Source organism: Lentzea indica, assembly GCF_012184385.1.
Lineage (GTDB): Bacteria > Actinomycetota > Actinomycetes > Mycobacteriales > Pseudonocardiaceae > Lentzea > Lentzea indica.
Genome location: NZ_VSRL01000011.1, coordinates 48,465 through 66,791 on the forward strand (window position 1 = coordinate 48,465; position 18,327 = coordinate 66,791).

The following is an 18,327-nucleotide window of genomic DNA, read 5'->3' on the forward strand; positions in this document are numbered from 1 at the left end:
CGATCCTGTCGCCGATCTTCCTCACGCCCGGCAACCTGATCGCCGTCCTGACCCAGCAGAGCGAGCTCTCGCTGCTGGTGCTGGGGCAGGCGATGATCCTGATCGTCGGCAAGATGGACCTGTCGCTGGAGTCGACGGTCGGTCTCGCACCCGCGCTGGCGGTCGCGTTGATCATCCCCGCGTCGGCAGGCGGTCTCGACGTCGGCTTGGCCGCGTGGATGGCGCTGCCGTTGTGCCTGCTCATCGGTGTCGCGATCGGCGGTCTGAACGGGTTCCTGATCCTGAAGATCGGGCTGTCCGGGTTCATGGTGACCCTGGGCATGCTGACCATGCTGCGCGGTCTGCAACTCGCCATCACCGAGGGCAAGTCGCTGATCGCGTGCGGAGTCGTTCCTGTACCTGGGTTCCACGACCTGGCTCGGGCTGCCGGCCGCGGTGTGGATCTGCGTCGTCTGTTACGCGGTGGGCATCTTCGTGCTGAAGTACCTGCGCGCAGGCCGTTCGCTGTACGCGGTCGGCGGCAACTCGGAGGCCGCGCGTGCCGCCGGTGTCCGGGTGGACCGCGTGGTGTGGATCGTGCTGATCATCGGTTCGGTGCTGGCCGTGATCGCGGGCATCCTGATGACCGGACGGCTCGGTTCCGTCGCCGCGACGCAGGGCGAGGGCATGATCTTCCAGGTCTTCGCGGCCGCGGTGATCGGCGGCATCTCGTTGCAGGGCGGCAAGGGCACGCTGTTCGGTGCGCTGTCCGGTGTGCTGATGCTCGGCCTGGTCGAGCAGATCCTGCGGCTGCAGGGCGTGTCCGGCTTCTACATCAAGGCCTCGTACGGCGCGGTGATCATCCTCGCGCTGATCGTGACCCGGTTCGCGACCGGTCAGAAGCAGGAGTGAGTCTTGGAGACCGTTGCGCTGCACACCCGGCTTCGCGAGGGGCGGGAGGCCGACTACGACCGCGTTCACGCCACCATTCCCGTGGAGCTGGACGCCGCTCTGCGTGAGGCCGGGGTGCACTCGTGGCGGATCTGGCGGTCCGGACGCGAGCTGTTCCACCTCGTTGAAGTGGACGACTACCGGGCGATGCGTGCTCGTCTGGCCACTCACCCCGCGAACATTCCGTGGCAAGCTCAGATGGCAGAACTGCTGGAGGTCGAGGACGATTACTCCGGCGCCGAACCCGATGTGCGACTTGTGTGGGAGCTGCCGTGAAGGTTGCTGTATCTCGTCTGGGCTTTGGTGCCGCGCCGATCGGCAACCTGTACCGGGAGATCTCCGACGAGGTGGCCTTCGGTGCGGTCGAGGCGGCCTGGCAGAACGGCGTTCGCTACTTCGACACCGCGCCGCACTACGGTCTCGGGTTGTCGGAACGGCGGCTCGGCGTGGCTCTGGCCGGGCGGCCGCGCGACGAGTACGTGATCTCCACGAAGGTCGGGCGGTTGCTGGAGCCGTTCGACGGTGAGGGCCTCGATGACGAGGGCTTCGCGGTGCCTCGGCACTTCCGTCGTGTGCGCGACTACTCGGGAGACGGTGTTCGCCGGTCCATCGAGTCCTCTTTGGAGCGTTTGGGCACCGACCGGGTGGAGATCGTCTACATCCACGATCCCGATGACTACTGGGACGTGGCCTTCGGCGAGGCCTATCCGGCGCTGGAGGACCTGCGGTCGCAGGGTGTCGTCGGCGCGATCGGTGTCGGCATGAACCAGTGGGAGATGCCGGAGCGGTTCGTCCGCGAGACCGACATCGACGTGGTGATGCTGGCCGGGCGGTACACGTTGCTGGAGCAGCCGGCGCTGCCGTCGTTCCTGCCCGCGTGCCTGGAGCGCGGCGTTTCGGTGGTGGCGTGCGGGGTGTTCAACTCCGGACTGCTGTCGAAGCCCGAGGTGGCCGCTGACGCCAAGTACAACTACGAGGAGGCGCCGCCTGAGCTGGTCGCGCGGGCTCGGTCGATCGCTGAGGTGTGCGGACGGCACGGGGTGACGTTGCCCGAGGTGGCGATCCAGTTCGCGCTGGGCCACCCTGCCGTGGTGTCCGTCGTGATCGGGTCGCGGACCGCTGAGCAGATGACCTCGAACGCCGCGTACTTCTCGGCTTCGATTCCCGATGAGCTGTGGCAGGAGCTGAAGTCTTCCGGCCTGCTCGGCGAGGAGGTTCCGACGCCGTGATCGTCGACGCCCACCACCACCTGTGGGACCTGTCCGTGCGTGACCAGGACTGGATCACCGATCCGCCGATGGGCGTGATCCGGCGGTCGTTCCTGGAGCCGGACTTCGTCGCCGCGGCGCCTTCTGTTTCGGCTTCCGTGCTGGTGCAGACGGTGTGCGTGCCGGAGGAGACGCCGGAGTTTCTCGCGGTTGCTGCTTCTTCGGACGTTGTCGGCGCGGTGGTGGGCTGGACCGATCTGACTTCCGCGGGCGTTGGTGACGCGCTGGCGGAGCTGACCGGTGGTCCTCACGGTTCCTGGCTGCGCGGGATTCGGCACCAGGTGCAGGGCGAGCCGGACCCGGAGTGGTTGTGCCGCAAGGACGTCTGGAACGGTCTGGCTGCCGTTGGCGCTGAAGGGCTGGTTTACGAGCTGCTGACGTTGCCGCACCAGCTGCCGGCGGCGCGCAAGACCGTCGCGGCGTTGGGCAACGTTTCCTTTGTGGTGGACCACTGCTCGAAGCCCGCGATCGGTTCCGGATCGGTCGGGGAGTGGGCTGAGCTGATCCGGTCGCTGGCCGTGCACGAGAACGTGACGTGCAAGCTGTCCGGGCTGGTCACCGAGGCCGACTGGAAGTCGTGGGACGTGGCCTTGCTGCGGCCGTACTTCGAGGTCGTGCTGGACGCGTTCGGGCCGTCACGGTTGATGTTCGGCTCGGACTGGCCGGTGTGCCTGCTCGCGGCTTCGTACTCGGAATGGCTTGAGGCCGCTCGGGAGTTGACGTCTGAGCTGTCGCCCGACGAGCAGGCTGCGATCTTCTCGGGCACTGCTCGCCGGGTCTACTCGCTCTAGAACAGCGCCTTGAGCTCGTTGATCAGCTTCGGCGTGGCCTCGGCGAGCGGCTCGCGGACCGGGCCCGCCGGCAGGCCGAGCAGGTTGAGCGCGGCCTTGACCGCCACGGCGCCCGGCTCGCGGGTCATGATCGCGGTGATCACCGGCAGCAGGGCCTGGTGGCGCCGGAGGGCCTCCTTGTTGTCGCCCTCGTCGTAGGCGTCGAGCATGGCCTTGATCTCGTTGCCGACGACGTGCCCGACGGTGCTGACCGTGCCGACGCCGCCGATCGAGTACAGCGGCAGAATCAGCTCGTCGTTGCCGGAGTAGTAGTCGAGGCCGGTCTCGGCGATCACGCGGGCCGTCGCCAGCAGGTCGACCTTGCAGTCCTTCACACCGACGATGCGCGGGTGCTCTGACAGCCTGAGCAGCGTCTCCGTCTCGATCGCCGTGGCCGTGCGGCCGGGGATGTCGTAGAGCAGCGCTGGCAGGCCGGACGCGTTGGCCACCTGCTTGAAGTGGTTCTCGACGCCTTCCTGCGTGGGCTTGCTGTAGTACGGCGTCACCACGAGCAGGCCGTCCGCGCCGTTCTCCTCGGCTTGGCGCGCGAGCTCGATGGTGTGGCGGGTGGAGTTGGTGCCAACGCCCGCGAGCACCTTGGCCCTGTCACCGACCGCTTCTGTCACGGCCTTGATGACCTGCGCCTTCTCCGCGTCGGTCGTCGTCGGCGCCTCGCCAGTCGTGCCGTTGACGACCAGCCCGTCCACTCCGCCCTTGTCGACGAGGTGCGCCGCCAGCTCCTGCGCACCCTTGATGTCCAAGTCACCGTCGGGGGTGAACGGGGTGACCATCGCTACCAGCACTCGTCCGAACATGACTCCAGCGTGGCTCTAGTCTTCGCAAAGTTCCAGTTAGAAGTTCTGCTCGGAACGTTAAGCTGAGCTTTGTGTTGGACGTACGACGGTTGAGGTTGCTCCACGCTCTGTCGGTGCATGGCACGGTCACCGCCGCCGCGGAGGCCCTGCACGTGACCTCTCCCGCGGTCTCCCAGCAGCTGGCCGCCCTGGAACGCGAGGCGGGCGTGGCGCTGGTCGAACGGGAAGGGCGCCGGTTGACGCTGACCCGCGCCGGCCACGTGCTGGCCGCCCACACGCAGCTGGTCCTCGACCAGCTGGCGGCGGCCGAGGCAGATCTGGCGTCGCTGCGGACCTCGGTGTCGGGTGTGGTCCGGATCGGGGCGTTCGTGTCGGTCGCCGCCCTGCTGCCGCGCGTGATCCAGGTGCTGCGCTCGGCGCACGGGTCCGATGTGGACCTGTTCGTGCACGAGATGGAACCGGAGGCGTCGCTGCCGGCGTTGCGGCGCGGGGACATCGACATCGCGGTCATTCACTCGTACAACATCATGCCGCGCTCGTTGCCGACGTCTTGTGAGTCGCACGAGCTGTTCGTGGAGCCCGTGAACGTGGCTCTGCCGTTGAGCGATCCGTTGGTGCAGCAGGACTCCGTGGATCTGTCGGTGTTGGTCGACCGGCCGTGGATCATGCCGCGCACCGACGCGTCGTGCCACGAGCTGACGCAACGTGCCTGCGGTGCCGCCGGGTTCGTGCCGCGGGCGCAGGCCTACTGCGACGACTTCGGCGTGATGTGCGGGCTCGTCGAGGCCGGGCTGGGTGTGGCTTTGGTGCCTTCCGTGGCGCGGCGGCCCGGGGTGGCGTTGCGGCCGTTGAAGCAGCAGGTGTTCCGGACTGTTTCCGCTGTGGTGCGGCATCGAGCGGATGGGCAGCCTGCTGTGCGTGCGGTGCTGGAGCAGCTACGCCAGGTCTGACAGCCACTGCTCGACGCCGGCCACGTGCACCGTCGACCAGCTGCGCGCGAGTTCGGGCTGGTGAGCGGCGAGCGCGTCGACGATGGCGCGGTGCTCGGCGACCGTGCGATCGACAGCGTTCGACTGGGTGATGCCGCGCCAGATGCGGACGCGCACCGTCGGGCCTGCCAGCGTGTCCAGGAGCTGGGCGAGGTAGGCGTTGCCGGAGCACTGGGCGATGGCGCGGTGGAAGTCGAGGTCGTGCTCGACCAGTTCCTCCACGGACTTCGCGGACTCGGCGGCGTCGCACAGCGCGCGGAGCTTGATGATCTCTTCCGCGTCGACGCGCTGGGCTGCCATCGCGGCGGCGGCGGGCTCGAGGATGCGGCGGACCTGGAGAACTTCGAGCACCGAATCTTCGCCTCGGTGCAGATCGAGCACGAACGAGAGGGCGCCGAGCAGGTCGTCGGCGCGCAGGCTCGACACGTAGGTGCCGTCGCCCTGGCGGACGTCCAGCACTCGAACGAGTGACAGCGCCTTCACCGCCTCGCGCAGGGAGTTGCGCGACAGACCGAGGCGTTCTGCCAGGTCAGCCTCTCGCGGGAGGCGATCGCCAGGCTTGAGCTCGCCCGAAACGATCATCTCCTTGACGCGCAGGATCGCATCGTCAGTGACTGCCACGGCACCCTCAACTCGTCGTAGACCTCGGATGTCTGAGGACCAGTATGCGCCACGGTTGGTCATCTTCGGCGGACCCCGGTACGAATGGCTGTGATTCACGTATTGGGATGTGAGATGGTTATCTACTAACGATACGTGACGCGAACCCCTGTTGTCGCCATAATGGTCTGGACCATTCAAGGAGGGATCTTGGACGCCGTTGTCGCAGCACCGCGCGCTTTGCTCGGTCGCACGATCGTCGGTCCTGCCTCGGTGCGGATCAGGGACGGCCGCATCGTCGAGGTGACCACCGGTGAAGCACCACCCGGCGCGGAGGTCCTGTCCGACGGCCTGCTCACACCGGGCCTGGTCGACGTCCAGGTGAACGGCGCCGTCGGCGTCGACTTCGCCGAGGTGGACGCCGCCGGGATGCGATCCGTGGCCGAAGCTCTGCCGTCCACAGGTGTGACCAGGTTCTTGCCCACGCTGATCACCGCGCCCGTGGACGTGGTCATCCGGCAGGCTCGGACCGTTCTGGCCGCGTCGGCCGCATTGCCGGACGGAGTGGGAGCGCGCCCCCTCGGCGTGCACCTCGAGGGGCCCTTTCTGTCGCCGAAACGGGCCGGGGTGCACGACCCGTCGTTCATGGTCGAGCCTGGCCCGGACCAGATCTCGGCGCTTTTGGAGGACGACACGCTCCGCCGTGCGTTGCGGATGGTGACTTTGGCACCTGAGCAGCCTGGCGGGTTGGAGGCCGTGCGCCGACTCGTCGAGGCCGGGGTTCTGGTGGCTGTCGGGCACTCCGACGCCACTGGTGAACAGACTCGGGCTGCTGCCGATGCCGGGGCACGGATGGTCACCCATCTGTTCAACGCCCAGCGGCCGTTGGGGCATCGGGAGCCAGGTGTTCCTGGCGTGGCTTTGGTCGATGAGCGCTTCACGTTGGGGCTCATCGCTGACCTGGCTCACGTTGGGCCGGATGTGTGCCGTCTGGTGTTCAACGCTGCTGGGGCACGGGTTGCCCTGGTGACCGATGCTGTTGCTGCTGCGGGGATGCCGCCCGGGCGGTACCACCTTGGTGGGGCGGACGTTCTGCTCACCGAGGACGGGGTGCCGCGTTCGCCGGAGGGCACGATCGCGGGGTCGGCGCTGACTTTGGACCGTGCTGTGAGGAACATCGTGTCTGTGGGTGTTCCGGTGGCTGATGCTCTTGCTTCCGCGACGATTGTTCCTGCTGAGGTGATCGGGGAGTCCGGTCTCGGTCGGCTCGCACCGGGTGCCGTCGCAGACCTCGTGTGGTGGGACGACGACCTGCGGCCCAAGAAGGTCTGGGTCGACGGCCGGGTCGTGTTCGACGCAGCCGTGCCTGCTCGGCCTGTCTCCGCCGGCTACGCCACCGCTGGCCAGTAGCCCGCACCTCATGGCGAAAGGCGCCGCCCGGACTGGCCGGGCGGCGCCTTCGCGTTGTGTCAGCAGTTACAGGGTGCGGGTGACCTTGTTCAGGCCCCGTGGGTTGTCCGGGTCGCCGCCTCGCGCCAGTGCCAGGCCGTACGCCAGGCGCTGCACCGGGAGGATCTCCAGCACCGGAGCCACTTCCTCTGCCGTCTCCGGGATGGGGATCGACAACGTCGCCCCCATCTTCTCCGAGGCCGAGCCGACCGCCACCACGTCGGCGCCGCGTTGGTGCACCACGTCCAGAGCATCGCGCAGGGAGTCGCCGCCCTTGCCCAACGAGGTGATCGCCAGGACTGCGGTCTCGCCGTCCACGGCTGCGACTGGGCCGTGCAGCAGGTCGGCGCCGCTGTAGGCGCGGGCCGCGAGGTATGAGGTTTCCGCCAGCTTCAGGGAGGCTTCGAGAGCTGTTGCGTAGGAGTAGCCACGGCCCGTCGTGAGGACCCGGTCCACGAACCGGTATCGGCGCACGGCTTCTTCGACGGTCGCCGCGCTTGCGTCCAGCGTCACCTGGGCCAGGTCGCCCAGTGAGGCTGCGGCCTCGCCGTCGCCGCCGCGTACGGCGTCGATGAGGAGATAGAGCGCCAGCAGGGTTGCCGAGTAGGTCTTGGTGGCCGCCACCGCGTGCTCGACGCCTGCGGACACGTCCACGGACAGTTCGGCTGCCGCGTTCAGGGGGGACGAGGCCGTGTTGGTCACCGCCACGGTCAGGGCGCCTCGGCGGCGGGCGGAGGCGGTGACCTCCAACAGGTCGGGGGAGCCGCCCGACTGGGACACGGTGATCAGGAGGACGTCGCGCAGGTCGGGCTCGGCGCCGTACAGCGTGGTCGTGGAGGCGGAGACCAGGCCGGCCGGGAGTTGCAGCAGGATCTCGGTCAGGTACTTCGCGTAGATCGCGGCGTGGTCGCTGGACCCGCGTGCGGCGAACAGCACGAAGCGCGGTGCGCGCTCGCGGATCACGGCTGCTACCTCGGCGATCGAGGAACGCGATGCGTAGAGCGAAGAGAAGATCGACGGCTGTGCGGCGATCTCCGCTGCCATGTGCTGGCCTGGCTGGGGCGTGGTCATGTCGTGCCTTTCAGGATCAGCTCGGCCGCGGCTCGGAGGCTCACCCGAGAACCGCCGTGGGTGTCGATGCGGGCGACGCTGCCCAGGTCCGGACCCGGCACGCCGGTTTCGACGTGCACGACGTCCAGGCCCAGATTAGTTAAGTTTGTTACCAGTTGTCGAGCGCTGGTGTGGCGGTGGGCGTCTCGCGTCACGACAACAATCGTGCGGTCACCTGCGACTTTCGCAACCTCGTCCGCGGAGATGTCGCGTGACGCGATCACCTCGGTGCCCGCGAGCACCTCGCGCAGATAGGGTCCCAGGCCCCACGGGACGTCGCCGACTGCGATCGACGGGTCCACCACCAGGTCTACGACGACTGGTTCCGCACCGACACCAACCCGGCCGCGCACCTCGAGAGCGCGTCGAGCGGCGGTGAGACCGATCTCAGCGTCGTGGGCGTCGACGGTCGACGGCGGGAGGCCGAGGGCGAGCGAGCGGGTGGCCGCCTGGGTCAGGCGTTCCTCGGACAGTTCGCCGGACTTGACCGCGGCGACGATCGAGTCGATCAGCCACTGGAGGTCGTCGTCGTCCAGGGCCATGCCGCCGAGGCACAGCGCGTCGACGCCGGCGGCCAGGGCTCGGACCGCTCCGACTGCCAGGTCGCCGCCGACGGCCTTCATGTCCAGGCCGTCGGTGATCACCGCGCCGGTGAAGCCCAGTTCGGAGCGCAGCAGGTCGATGGCGTGCTTGTTCAGCGTCACCGGCGCGTTGCCCCACTCGGGCACGACGAGGTGGCCGGTCATGATGGACCGCACGCCCGCGTTCACGGCCGCCTGGAACGGCACCAGTTCGACCGCGCGCAACTGCTCCTCGGTGCGCGGCAGAACGGGAAGCTGTTCGTGGGAGTCCTCAGTGGATGCTCCGTGGCCGGGGAAGTGCTTGGCGCAGGCGGCGACGCCGACGGTCTGCAGGCCCTCGACCCACGCGGCGACGTGCCGTGCGGCCAGCACCGGGTCCGAGCCGAACGCGCGGACGCCGATGATCGGGTCGTCCAGGGTCAGCACCAGGTCCGCGGACGGCGCGAGGTTCAACGAGATCCCGCACCTTGGCCAGCCGCGCGCCGATCGACGCGGCGACGGACCGGGTGAGGTCGAGATCGTTCGCCGCGCCCAGGGCGTGGTTGCCGGGCACCTCGGAGCCGCGGCCCGCGTCGAGACGCGTGACATCGCCGCCCTCCTCGTCGATGCCGATCACCACGTCCGGGCGCACCGAACGCAGTTCACCGCACAGCGCGGTCACCTGGGCATCGTCGACGACGTTGCGTCCGAAGAGCACAACGCCGCCGAGTCCGTCAGCGACCCGCCGCAACAACCAGTCGGGGGCGGTCGTTCCGTGAAACCCAGGCAGCAGAACGGCAGCGGCCAACTGATCCACTTGTCATCCCTTCACCGCACCGGCGGTGACGCCGGCGACCATCTTGCGTTGCACGATCAGGAAGAACACCAGCGCGGGCACGGTGAACAGGACGGAGGCGGCCATCGCGCCACCCCAGTCGGTGCCGAACGCGGTCTGGAAGCCGGACAGCCACACCGGCAGGGTTTCCCTGTCCTGGCTGCGGATCAGCACCTTGGCGAACAGGAACTCGTTCCACGCCGTGATGAACGCGAACACCGACGTGGCCACGAGACCCGGTCCCAGCAAAGGCAGGGTCACCTTCTGGAACGCGCCCCAGCGGCCGCAGCCGTCGACCATCGCGGCCTCTTCGAGCTCGACCGGGATGCCGTTGACGAACCCGCGCAACGTCCAGGCGCAGAACGGCAGCGTCACCGCGAAGTACACCAGCACCAGCGACGAGAGGTGTTCGTAGAGCTGGAGATCCCGCATCATCAGGAACATCGGGATCAGCAACGCCTCGAACGGCGCCATCTGCGCGACCAGCATCAGCAGCACGAAGCTCTTGCGGCCGCGGAACGCGAAGCGCGACATGGCGACCGCGGCGGTGATGCCGACGATGATCGCGGCGACGACGGCCGTCAGCGTCACGAGCAGGCTGTTGCCGAGCGAGGACAGGAAGCCGGGCTTCGTCCACGCGTTGACGAAGTTGGAGAACGTCACCGCGAGCGGGACGAGGTCGTAGTCCGACGTCAGCGCCGAGCCCTTCGGCTTGAGCGCCGACGTGATCATCCAGTACGTCGGGAACAGGAAGAACAGTGCGAGCAGCACGCCCGCGGTGTTCGCGGCGGTCTTCTTCACAGCTTGCCCTCCTCGGTCTTCAGCAGCCGGCGCAGGTACTGGAAGGTGATCAGGCCGAGGATGACCATCATCAGCACGCTGATCGCGGCGGCGACACCGAAGTGGCTCTTCGCGATGCCTTCCAGGTACTGCAGCACGGGCAGCGTCGTGCTCTCACCGCTCGGACCGCCCTCGCGGAACACCCAGATCTGGGCGAAGACCTTGAAGTCCCACAACGTCGACAGGAACGTCACCATCATCAGCAGCGACCGGATCTCCGGCCACGTCACCGCGCGGAACGTCTGCCAGCCCGTCGCGCCGTCGATGCCGGCGGCCTCGTAGAGGTCACGCGGGATGCCGACGAGCCCGGCGTAGAGGGAGAAGGCGAGGAACGGGATCGCCTGCCACACGATCAGCAGGCCGACGACGGACAGCGTCGACGTGCCGGAGGAGAACCACGAATAGCCCGCGTATGAATCAAAACCCAGTTGCACCAAGGTTTTGTTCAAGATGCCGTAGTTCTGGTCGAACATCCACTGGTAGACCGTGGTGGACGCGAGGATCGGCATGGCCCACGCGCAGAGCATCGCGATCTGCAGCGCGATCCGCACCCACGGCGAGAGCACGCGCATCATCAGCGCGATCAGCAGACCCGCACCCACGGACACACCGACGACGGCGACGGTGAACACGACCGTGCGCAGCGAGACGGTCCAGAACCGGTCGTCCTGCAGCACCGTCACGTAGTTGTCGATGCCGGTCCACACGATCTCGCCGCGGACCAGCTCGCCGAGGTTGAGCTGGCGGAAGCTCGTCACGACGACCGAGACGACCGGGAAGCCGATCAGCCAGAGGATCGCGATGAGCGCAGGAGCCAGCAGCAGGTAGGGCAGCGCCCGGTCGAAGGCGCCGCCCCGGCGGCGACGCCTGGGCGTCCCACCCGTCACGGCAGGCGGCAGCGCCGGCGGGGTGTTGTCCCCGGCCGGCGCTGCCGTTTCGGTCGTCTTGACGGCCGTCATCTCAGCTGGGCTAGCCCATGGCCTTGGTGATGGCGTCGCTCGCGTCCTTTGTCGCCTGGTCCAGGGACTTGGCGCCGGACAGGTACGCGGTCAGCGCGTCCTTGAGCGGGTTCTGGCCGGCCTCGACGGCCGCCCACTTCGGCGTCACCGGGGTGACCTTGCCGTTGGGGGCGGAGTCGGCGAGAGCCTTGCCGACCGGGTTGGTGGCGAGCTTCGCGGTGTCCTTCGAGGTGCCGGGCACCGAGCCGCCCTCGGCGAGCATGTCCTGGTACTTCTTGGACGACAGCAGCGCCAGGTACTTCTTGGCCGCGGCGGAGTTCTTGCTGGCCGCCGGGATCGCGAGGTTCGAGCCGCCGAGGAACACCGGCGCGGACGAGCCCGCCTTCTTGGACGGGATCGGGAACGCCGAGGTCTTGTCCTTCAGGTCCGGCTTGGCCTTGACCGCACCGGCGAGCTCCCACGGCAGACCGATCATCATGCCGACGTTGCCCGTGCCGAAGACCTCCATCTGCTGGGGCTTCGCCTCGTCGGTGTCAGCGGGGGCCTTCTTGGCGGCCGAGGCGTCGTAGAGCGCCTTGTAGGCCTCGAAGCCCGCCTTCGCCTGCGCGGTGTCGAGCGCGCCGGTCCACTTGCCGCTGTCCTGCTTGGCGACGTCGCCGCCCTCGTCCCACAGCAGCGAGAGCAGGAAGTACCAGGACTGGCCAGGCAGGTACAGCGCCTGGAACTCCGGGTTGGACGCGTTCGCGGCCTTGAGCTTGTTGATCGCGTCGATCCACTCGGCGCGTGAGGTCGGCGGCTTCGCGATGCCCGCCGCCTGGAACAGGTCGGTGCGGTAGATGACGGTGCGGTTCGCCGCGTAGAACGGCACGCCGTACTGCTTGCCGTTGAGCGTCAGCGAGTCCTTCAGGCCGCCGAGCCACTCGCCACCGTTGAACTGGCCGGCGTCAGCGGTGAGGTCGGCCAGCGTGCCCTGGTCGGCGAAGCTCGCCGTCTGGGTGTTGCCGAGCTCGATGACGTCCGGCGGGGTGCTGCTGGCCAGCGCCGTGGTCAGCTTCTCCTGGATGCCGGTCCACTTCTGGACCTCGTACTTGACCTTGATCCCGTTCGCTGACTCGAACTCCTTGTTCAAGGCGTCGGTCAGGGTCGTCGGCGCGGAGCCGTCCATGAGCCACACGGTGATCTCTTTGGTCTCCGTGCCGCCACCGCTGTTCGTGCTCGTGCCACATCCTGACACGGCCACTGCCAGTGCGGCGGCACCAGCAGCGAGTCCTCTCCAGCCCTTCACAGTCGCGCCCTTTCAGCAAGCCCGGCCCCACGGCCGGAACGCCCAAGTGGTGTAGACCAATGTGGAACAGCGTGTGCTGCGTCACCGGTCCTGTCAAGCGCGTTGCCAAAGCGTTGCGGAGTCCTCCGATCATTTTTGTGTCGATTGGCGGGGGTTCGAACGCACGAAACGACACGGACAAGGCATCCTTGTGTGGCGTGACGTGGAGTGCGAGGAGGAGGCCATGCTGGAGACGACGCCTGCATCAGGCGTGGACGCCAGGACGCGTGCACAACGCGAGCCGAAGTACTGGGGTCTCAAGCGGCACCTGCTCGACCTGTTGAGGGCACTGCCGCCTGGTTCGCCGATCCCAACGGAACGGTCGCTCGCGGCGGAGTTCGACGTCTCCAGGACCACCGTCCGGCAAGCGCTTGCCGAGCTGACGGTGGAAGGCCGGTTGCTCCGCGTGCAGGGCAAAGGCACCTTCGCGGCGGAACCCAAGGTCGCCCAGAGGTTGCAGCTGTCTTCGTACACAGAGGACATGCGCGCCCAGGGCCGTGTGCCGTCGTCCAGGCTGATCGAGGCCTCCGAGATGCCTGCGGAGGCCGAGCTCGCCCGCCTGCTGGGCGTGCGGCCTGGTGCCAAGGTGCTGCGCCTGCACCGCCTGCGCCTCGCCGACAACGAGCCGATGGCCATCGAGACGACCCATCTCGCGCTGGGCCGGTTCCGCGGTCTTCGCCGGTACCTGGCGCCCGGTGCGTCGCTGTACCAGGTGCTGTCCGAGCGGTTCGGCGTCGAGATGGGACACGCGGAGGAGACCATCGAGACCGCCCTCGCCTCGCCGGAGGAGGCGGAGCTGCTCGGCGCCGACATCGGCCTGCCGATGCTGCTGCTGTCGCGGCACTCGTTCGACACCGAGGGCAGCCCGATCGAGTGGGTGCGTTCGGTGTACCGCGGTGACCGGTACAAGTTCGTCGCCACGCTGAACAGGCCGTCTTGATCGCCTGGGGCACGCCACGCGCCCGCGCGGTGCTGGCAACGACGATCCTCGGTTCGGGCATGGCGATGCTCGACGGCACGATCGTCAACGTGGCGCTGCCCCGGATCGGCGCGGAGTTCACCGCGTCGGTCACCGATCTGCAGTGGATCCTGAACGGCTACATGCTCGCGCTGGCCTCGCTGATCCTGGTCGCGGGATCTTTGGGCGACCGGTTCGGGCGGCGGCGCGTCTACGTGATCGGCGTGGTGTGGTTCGGCGTCGCGTCCTTGCTGTGCGGCGTCGCCTGGGACGTGCCGGTGCTGGTCGCCGCACGCGTGCTGCAGGGCGTGGGCGCGGCGTTGCTGACGCCGGGCGCGCTGGCGATCCTGCAGTCCTCGTTCAACCGGGAGGACCGGTCGCGGGCGATCGGGGCCTGGTCGGGTCTGTCCGGTGTGGCCACCGCCATCGGGCCGTTCGTCGGCGGGCTGCTGGTGCAGGCGTGGTCGTGGCGGCTCGCGTTCCTGGTGAACCTGCCGGTGGCCGTGGTCTGCGTGTACCTGGCGCTGCGGTTCGTGCCGGAGTCCCAGGACGACGAGGCCGGCCACCCGAACTACCTCTCGGCGCTGGTCGGTGCGGTGGGCCTCGCCCTGCTGACCGGCGGCCTGGTCGAGCAGTCCTACCTGGTGGCGGGGCTGGGGCTCGCGGCGATGATCGCGTTCGGCGTGGTCCAGGTCCGGTCTCACGACCCGCTGGTGCCGCCGGAGCTCTTCCGCGATCGCACGTTCCTGGTGGCGAACCTGCTCACGTTCCTGGTCTACGCGGCACTCGGCGGCGTCATGGTGCTGCTGGTCCTCCAGCTCCAGGTGTCGCTCGGCTACTCGCCGACGGCGTCCGGCCTGGCCAGCGTGCCGATCACGATCATCATGCTGCTGGCGTCGTCGACCTCGGGCAAGATCGCGCAGCGGTACGGCCCGCGCTGGCAGCTCATCGTCGGCCCGGTCGTGATCGGCATCGGCATGCTGCTCCTCCGCAACGCCGCACCCGGATCGACCTACCTGACCGGGGTGCTGCCCGGCGTGCTCGTGTTCGGCATCGGCCTGGCCGCCGTGGTCGCGCCGGTCACCGCGACCGTGCTCGCCGCCGCCCCCGACCACCACGCGGGTGTCGCCTCCGGCGTCAACAACGCCGTGGCGCGCACCGGCAGCCTGCTGGCCATGGCCGTGCTGCCCGCGGCGGTCGGCCTGATGGGCGACGACTACACGAACCCGGCGGTCATGACCTCCGGGTGGCAGATGGCCCTCGTGCTGTGTGCCGTCGCCGCGATCATCGGCGGTTTGCTCGCGGTCGGCGTGGACAACAACGTGCTGGCCGCGGCACCCGAGCAGCACGAGACCCCGCACCCCGGCGAGTGCCTGCACTGCGGCGTTGAGGGCCCGCCGACGCACATCCGGTCAGGTGGCGAGCAGGTCCGCCACTAGCGATGGCCGGTTTCGCGGCGGGAGAGGACCGGTGGCGGGCTCGTCTGGGCACGCTCAGGCAGGTCGTTCGCCAGGAACTGGTGGCGCGGCAACTGGCGGCTCACCTACCGCGAGTGGCGTCGTTGCGCGTCTTGGACGTGGGCTGTGGTCAGGGCACGCAGATGCTTCGGCTTGCGCGGGGCGGACACCATGTGACGGGCGTGGACTCCTCACCGGGCTTGCTGAACGAGCTCGCACGTGCCCTGGATGGTGAGCCAGACGACGTCCGAGCACGGGTGCGCACTGTTCAGGACGACGTCAGGAACCTGTCCTCGCTGTTCGGCGCCGCGAGCTTCGACGTGGTGCTGTGTCACGGGCTGCTGATGTACTTTGCCGATCCCGAGCCGCTGCTGGACGACCTGGAGCGGCTGGTCGCACCAGGTGGTGTGCTGTCGTTGCTGGTCCGCAACGGTGACGCACTGGCGATGCGGCCTGGCCTGCTCGGCGACTGGGACGCGACGCAACGCGCGTTCGAGAGCTTGTCCTACGGCAACCGCATCGGCGTGACGGCCCGCGCCGATCGCATCGACGATCTGGTCGCCTCGTTGGCTGACCGGAGGATGACGGTGCGCGACTGGTACGGCGTGCGGGTGTTCACCGACATCGTGGCCACCGACGCGCCGCTGCCCGACGAACCCGAACTGACGACATTGCTGGCGTGTGAGGAACGTGCCGGCGCGTCAGAGCCGTACCGCCGAGTCGCCGCGTTGACGCACGTGATCGCCAGCTGCGGTCAGCTGTTCGTCAGGACGTCGGACAGCAGCTCGGGATCGATGTTGCCGCCGGACACGACGGCGACACCGCCTCCAAACTTCGCCTGAGCCGCGACCGCGACGGCACCGCTGGGCTCGGCCACGAGCCGCGCCCTGCGGGCCAGATCGGCCACCGCGGTCAGGATCTCGTCCTCGGTCACGGTGATCACGTCGTCCACGAGCTTGCTGATGTGTTCCCACGTCAGCTCCGAAGGCTCGTCCCGCAGCGCGTCCGCGACCGTCCTCGCCCGCTCGTCCGGGTCCCAGTGCACCAGTTCGCCCGCCCGCAGCGAGTCCGCGATGTCTGCGGCCAGTGCGGGCTCGGCGCCGATGACGCGCACGTCCTGGCGCAGCGTCTTGATCGCCGTCGCCACGCCGGAGATCAGCCCGCCGCCGGACATCGGCACCACCACGGTGCCCACGTCCGGCAGGTCCTCCAGGATCTCCAGGCCGATCGTGCCCTGGCCGGCAATCACGTCGGGGTGGTCGAACGGCGGGATCAGCGCCGCGCCGCGTTCGGCGACGAGCGCCTCAGCCCGTTCGACGCGTTCGGTGATGCCGACGATGAAGACCTCGGCTCCCAGCGCTTTCGTGGCCTCGATCTTGACCGCCGGGGTGTTGTCCGGCATCACGATCGCTGCCGGAACGCCGTGGAGACGGGCTGCGAAGGCCACGGCCTGTGCGTGGTTGCCGCTGGAGTACGCGACGACGCCGCGTTCGCGATTCTCCAAGCGTGCCAACGCGTTCAGCGCACCGCGGAGCTTGAAGGCGCCGATCGGCTGCAGGCTTTCCGGCTTGAGCCAGCCGGGACCGTACGGCAGCAACGGCGTGCGCACCACGTGCGGCGCGATCACCGTCGCCGCCGAACGGACGTCGTCCAGCGAGATCATCCGCCGACCAGGGAGGCGAACAGCGCGGGCTCGATGTTGCCGCCCGACACCACGGCGACGGCAGGGCCGGCGGGCAGTGAGCGGTTCAGGTACGCGGCAACGGGAACGGCGCCGCTCGTCTCCGACACGATCCGCGTGCGGCGGGCGATCTGCTTCACCGCGTCGCGGATCTCGTCCTCGGACACGGTGACGATGTCGTCGACGTACTCGCGGATGTGCGCCCAGGTCAGCTCGGAAGGCTCGGCGCGCAGTCCGTCGGCGATGGTGCGGGCACGGTCGTGCGCGTCCCACCGGACCAGTGAGCCCGCGGCGAACGAGGCGGCGGCGTCCGCTGCCAGCTCGGGTTCCACGCCGATCACGCGGACGTTGGGGCGCAAGGACTTCACAGCCGTCGCGACGCCGGAGATCAGCCCGCCGCCGCTCACCGGGACCAGGATCGTTGCCACGTCCGGGAAGTCGGCGCAGATCTCCAGGCCGATGGTGCCCTGGCCGGCGATCACGTCAGGGTGGTCGAACGGCGGGATCAACGTCGCACCGCGCTCCTCCACCAGTTCCGCGGCGCGCGACTCTCGTTCGGTGATGCCGACGACGAACACCTCGGCGCCGTGCGACCGCGTCGCGTCGATCTTCAGCTGCGGCGTGTTGTCCGGAACGACGATCGCCGCCGGCATGCCGAGGAGCTTGGCGGCGTAGGCCACCGCTTGCGCGTGGTTACCGCTCGAATACGCCACGACACCACGTGCGCGGTCCTCGGAAGGTATGCGGGACAACGCGTTCACCGCGCCGCGCTGCTTGAAAGCTCCGATCGGTTGCAGACACTCGGGCTTGATTCGCAGACCGGAGTCGAAGGACAGCAGCGGGGTGTGAACGACATGCGGGGCGATCGCGGCGGCGGCCGCGTGGATGTCTTCGAGAGTCACCAGGCGCATGCGTTGATGATGCACGTCACCGGCGCACAACCGGTGAACTGTGCCCGACGTCCCACAAGTGTCATGTCTGAAAAGGAGAACATCACCCCCGTCCAGCTCATCGCGAGTGTGCTCGCCGCCGTCACCGCGGCCGTGCTGAGCCTTCGCCTCAACGTCGCCGGCACCATCATCGGCGCGATCCTCGCGAGTGTGGTGACCACTGTGGGCGCCGTGCTCTATCAACGGTCGATGGAACGCGAAAAGCGTTGGCAGGTAATCGCCGTCGGTGGCCTGCTCGCGTTCGTGGTGATCGTCCTGACCGTCACGAGCGTTCAGCTGGTCACCGGCAAGCCGACATCGGCGGACCCGCGGCCGACCACGAGCACCCGCACCGAGACCAGCACCGAGACTCACACCGGGACGACGAAGATCGAAACGATCACCGTGACGGCCCCGCCGAGCACGTCCGGTCAGTCGCCGACCGAAAGCACCACGACGACCGGACCGCCGACCACGTCGACAGGATCCCGACAGCCGACCGACAGCTCGACGCCGTCGTCAACGGTCGACCCCATTCGGTGATCACGTCACTACTTTGAGCGATAGTTAACTGTCAATTGCTACGCACCGCAGTTGATCTGTCGTGAGCTGTGACACACTTCGTCCACGGTCGAGGTCGGGCGTCATAGATAACAGGCCTATAACGTCACTCGAACGGGCGACACATTTCGGGTCAGAAGGACCGGGAGGAGGGCGCGATGAGGCTCGTGGAGGGATCACTTGAGCGCAGCGCCCACACCGGACGCCCGTGTGTCTTGACCAAGAGGACCCG

The 18,327-nt window shown here is 68.4% G+C and carries 19 protein-coding genes and 2 pseudogenes; 11 read left to right on the top strand and 10 right to left on the bottom strand.

Annotation, left to right across the window (positions count from 1 at the left end; translation table 11 throughout):
- Nucleotides 1-92: 92 nt before the first annotated feature.
- The 5 genes and pseudogenes from FXN61_RS54125 to FXN61_RS05155 form a co-directional block, all read left to right on the top strand.
- Nucleotides 93-305: pseudogene (locus tag FXN61_RS54125) on the top strand (ABC transporter permease); the annotation flags it as partial.
- 130 nt (nt 306-435) lie between these two features.
- Entirely contained in the window at nt 436-891 is a 456-nt protein-coding gene (locus FXN61_RS54130; protein ID WP_312877552.1) for an ABC transporter permease, read from the top strand.
- A gap of 3 nt (nt 892-894) precedes the next feature.
- Nucleotides 895-1,206, top strand: coding sequence for an L-rhamnose mutarotase (locus FXN61_RS05145; RefSeq protein ID WP_167970731.1), 312 nt, complete (start codon nt 895-897; stop codon nt 1,204-1,206).
- A complete protein-coding gene (locus FXN61_RS05150) occupies nt 1,203-2,159 on the top strand; it encodes an aldo/keto reductase (RefSeq protein WP_312877553.1) in 957 nt (318 codons plus the stop codon). Before FXN61_RS05145 ends, FXN61_RS05150 begins: the two co-directional genes overlap by 4 nt.
- Nucleotides 2,159-2,989, top strand: a complete 831-nt coding sequence (locus FXN61_RS05155; RefSeq protein WP_446684929.1) for an amidohydrolase family protein — start codon at nt 2,159-2,161, stop codon at nt 2,987-2,989. The genes FXN61_RS05150 and FXN61_RS05155 overlap by 1 nt, the downstream gene beginning before the upstream one ends.
- Here the strand turns inward: FXN61_RS05155 and dapA are convergent.
- Nucleotides 2,986-3,843 (bottom strand): 4-hydroxy-tetrahydrodipicolinate synthase, encoded by an 858-nt coding sequence (gene dapA / locus FXN61_RS05160; RefSeq protein ID WP_167970737.1) that lies wholly within the window; start codon nt 3,841-3,843, stop codon nt 2,986-2,988. The genes FXN61_RS05155 and dapA overlap by 4 nt on opposite strands.
- 71 nt (nt 3,844-3,914) lie before the next feature.
- Between dapA and FXN61_RS05165 the strand changes: the two genes are divergently transcribed.
- Nucleotides 3,915-4,793: a LysR family transcriptional regulator gene (locus FXN61_RS05165; RefSeq protein WP_167970739.1), complete on the top strand. Its 879-nt coding sequence runs from the start codon at nt 3,915-3,917 to the stop codon at nt 4,791-4,793.
- Here the strand turns inward: FXN61_RS05165 and FXN61_RS05170 are convergent.
- Nucleotides 4,779-5,453, bottom strand: coding sequence for a FadR/GntR family transcriptional regulator (locus FXN61_RS05170; protein WP_086662552.1), 675 nt, complete (start codon nt 5,451-5,453; stop codon nt 4,779-4,781). The genes FXN61_RS05165 and FXN61_RS05170 overlap by 15 nt on opposite strands.
- A gap of 189 nt (nt 5,454-5,642) precedes the next feature.
- Here FXN61_RS05170 and nagA point away from each other — a divergent pair, with 189 nt between their 5' ends.
- Nucleotides 5,643-6,842 (top strand): N-acetylglucosamine-6-phosphate deacetylase, encoded by a 1,200-nt coding sequence (gene nagA / locus FXN61_RS05175; RefSeq protein ID WP_167970741.1) that lies wholly within the window; start codon nt 5,643-5,645, stop codon nt 6,840-6,842.
- Between the two features lie 66 nt (nt 6,843-6,908).
- Here nagA and FXN61_RS05180 read toward each other — a convergent pair whose 3' ends face one another.
- The 6 genes and pseudogenes from FXN61_RS05180 to FXN61_RS05200 all read right to left on the bottom strand — a co-directional run bounded on the left by FXN61_RS05180 (nt 6,909) and on the right by FXN61_RS05200 (nt 12,470).
- On the bottom strand, nt 6,909-7,952 hold the full coding sequence (locus tag FXN61_RS05180; protein ID WP_167970743.1) for an SIS domain-containing protein: 1,044 nt from the start codon (nt 7,950-7,952) through the stop codon (nt 6,909-6,911).
- Complete coding sequence (locus FXN61_RS05185; RefSeq protein ID WP_246290723.1) at nt 7,949-9,025, bottom strand: glycoside hydrolase family 3 N-terminal domain-containing protein; 1,077 nt, start codon at nt 9,023-9,025, stop codon at nt 7,949-7,951. The genes FXN61_RS05180 and FXN61_RS05185 overlap by 4 nt, the downstream gene beginning before the upstream one ends.
- A 73-nt stretch (nt 9,026-9,098) precedes the next feature.
- Nucleotides 9,099-9,368: pseudogene (locus FXN61_RS51530) on the bottom strand (glycoside hydrolase family 3 protein); the annotation flags it as partial.
- Nucleotides 9,369-9,371: 3 nt separating this feature from the next.
- Nucleotides 9,372-10,187 (bottom strand): carbohydrate ABC transporter permease, encoded by an 816-nt coding sequence (locus FXN61_RS05190; protein ID WP_312877554.1) that lies wholly within the window; start codon nt 10,185-10,187, stop codon nt 9,372-9,374.
- Nucleotides 10,184-11,185: a carbohydrate ABC transporter permease gene (locus FXN61_RS05195; RefSeq protein ID WP_167970745.1), complete on the bottom strand. Its 1,002-nt coding sequence runs from the start codon at nt 11,183-11,185 to the stop codon at nt 10,184-10,186. The genes FXN61_RS05190 and FXN61_RS05195 overlap by 4 nt, the downstream gene beginning before the upstream one ends.
- Nucleotides 11,186-11,195: 10 nt before the next feature.
- Nucleotides 11,196-12,470 carry an extracellular solute-binding protein gene (locus FXN61_RS05200; protein ID WP_167970747.1) on the bottom strand — a complete coding sequence of 425 codons (1,275 nt, stop codon included), beginning with the start codon at nt 12,468-12,470 and terminating at the stop codon, nt 11,196-11,198.
- A gap of 223 nt (nt 12,471-12,693) precedes the next feature.
- Here FXN61_RS05200 and FXN61_RS05205 point away from each other — a divergent pair, with 223 nt between their 5' ends.
- Genes FXN61_RS05205 through FXN61_RS05215 form a run of 3 tightly spaced genes read left to right on the top strand, consistent with a single transcriptional unit; the run spans nt 12,694 to nt 15,766 of the window.
- On the top strand, nt 12,694-13,449 hold the full coding sequence (locus FXN61_RS05205; RefSeq protein WP_167970749.1) for a GntR family transcriptional regulator: 756 nt from the start codon (nt 12,694-12,696) through the stop codon (nt 13,447-13,449).
- A complete protein-coding gene (locus FXN61_RS05210) occupies nt 13,446-14,906 on the top strand; it encodes an MFS transporter (RefSeq protein ID WP_281360323.1) in 1,461 nt (486 codons plus the stop codon). Before FXN61_RS05205 ends, FXN61_RS05210 begins: the two co-directional genes overlap by 4 nt.
- A gap of 2 nt (nt 14,907-14,908) precedes the next feature.
- Entirely contained in the window at nt 14,909-15,766 is an 858-nt protein-coding gene (locus tag FXN61_RS05215; RefSeq protein WP_167970751.1) for a class I SAM-dependent methyltransferase, read from the top strand.
- Here FXN61_RS05215 and FXN61_RS05220 read toward each other — a convergent pair.
- A complete protein-coding gene (locus tag FXN61_RS05220; RefSeq protein ID WP_167970753.1) occupies nt 15,679-16,587 on the bottom strand; it encodes a threonine ammonia-lyase in 909 nt (302 codons plus the stop codon). The genes FXN61_RS05215 and FXN61_RS05220 overlap by 88 nt on opposite strands.
- Complete coding sequence (locus FXN61_RS05225; RefSeq protein ID WP_167970755.1) at nt 16,584-17,516, bottom strand: threonine ammonia-lyase; 933 nt, start codon at nt 17,514-17,516, stop codon at nt 16,584-16,586. The genes FXN61_RS05220 and FXN61_RS05225 overlap by 4 nt, the downstream gene beginning before the upstream one ends.
- A gap of 63 nt (nt 17,517-17,579) precedes the next feature.
- Between FXN61_RS05225 and FXN61_RS05230 the strand changes: the two genes are divergently transcribed.
- On the top strand, nt 17,580-18,077 hold the full coding sequence (locus tag FXN61_RS05230) for a hypothetical protein (protein ID WP_167970757.1): 498 nt from the start codon (nt 17,580-17,582) through the stop codon (nt 18,075-18,077).
- Nucleotides 18,078-18,327: the final 250 nt, after the last annotated feature.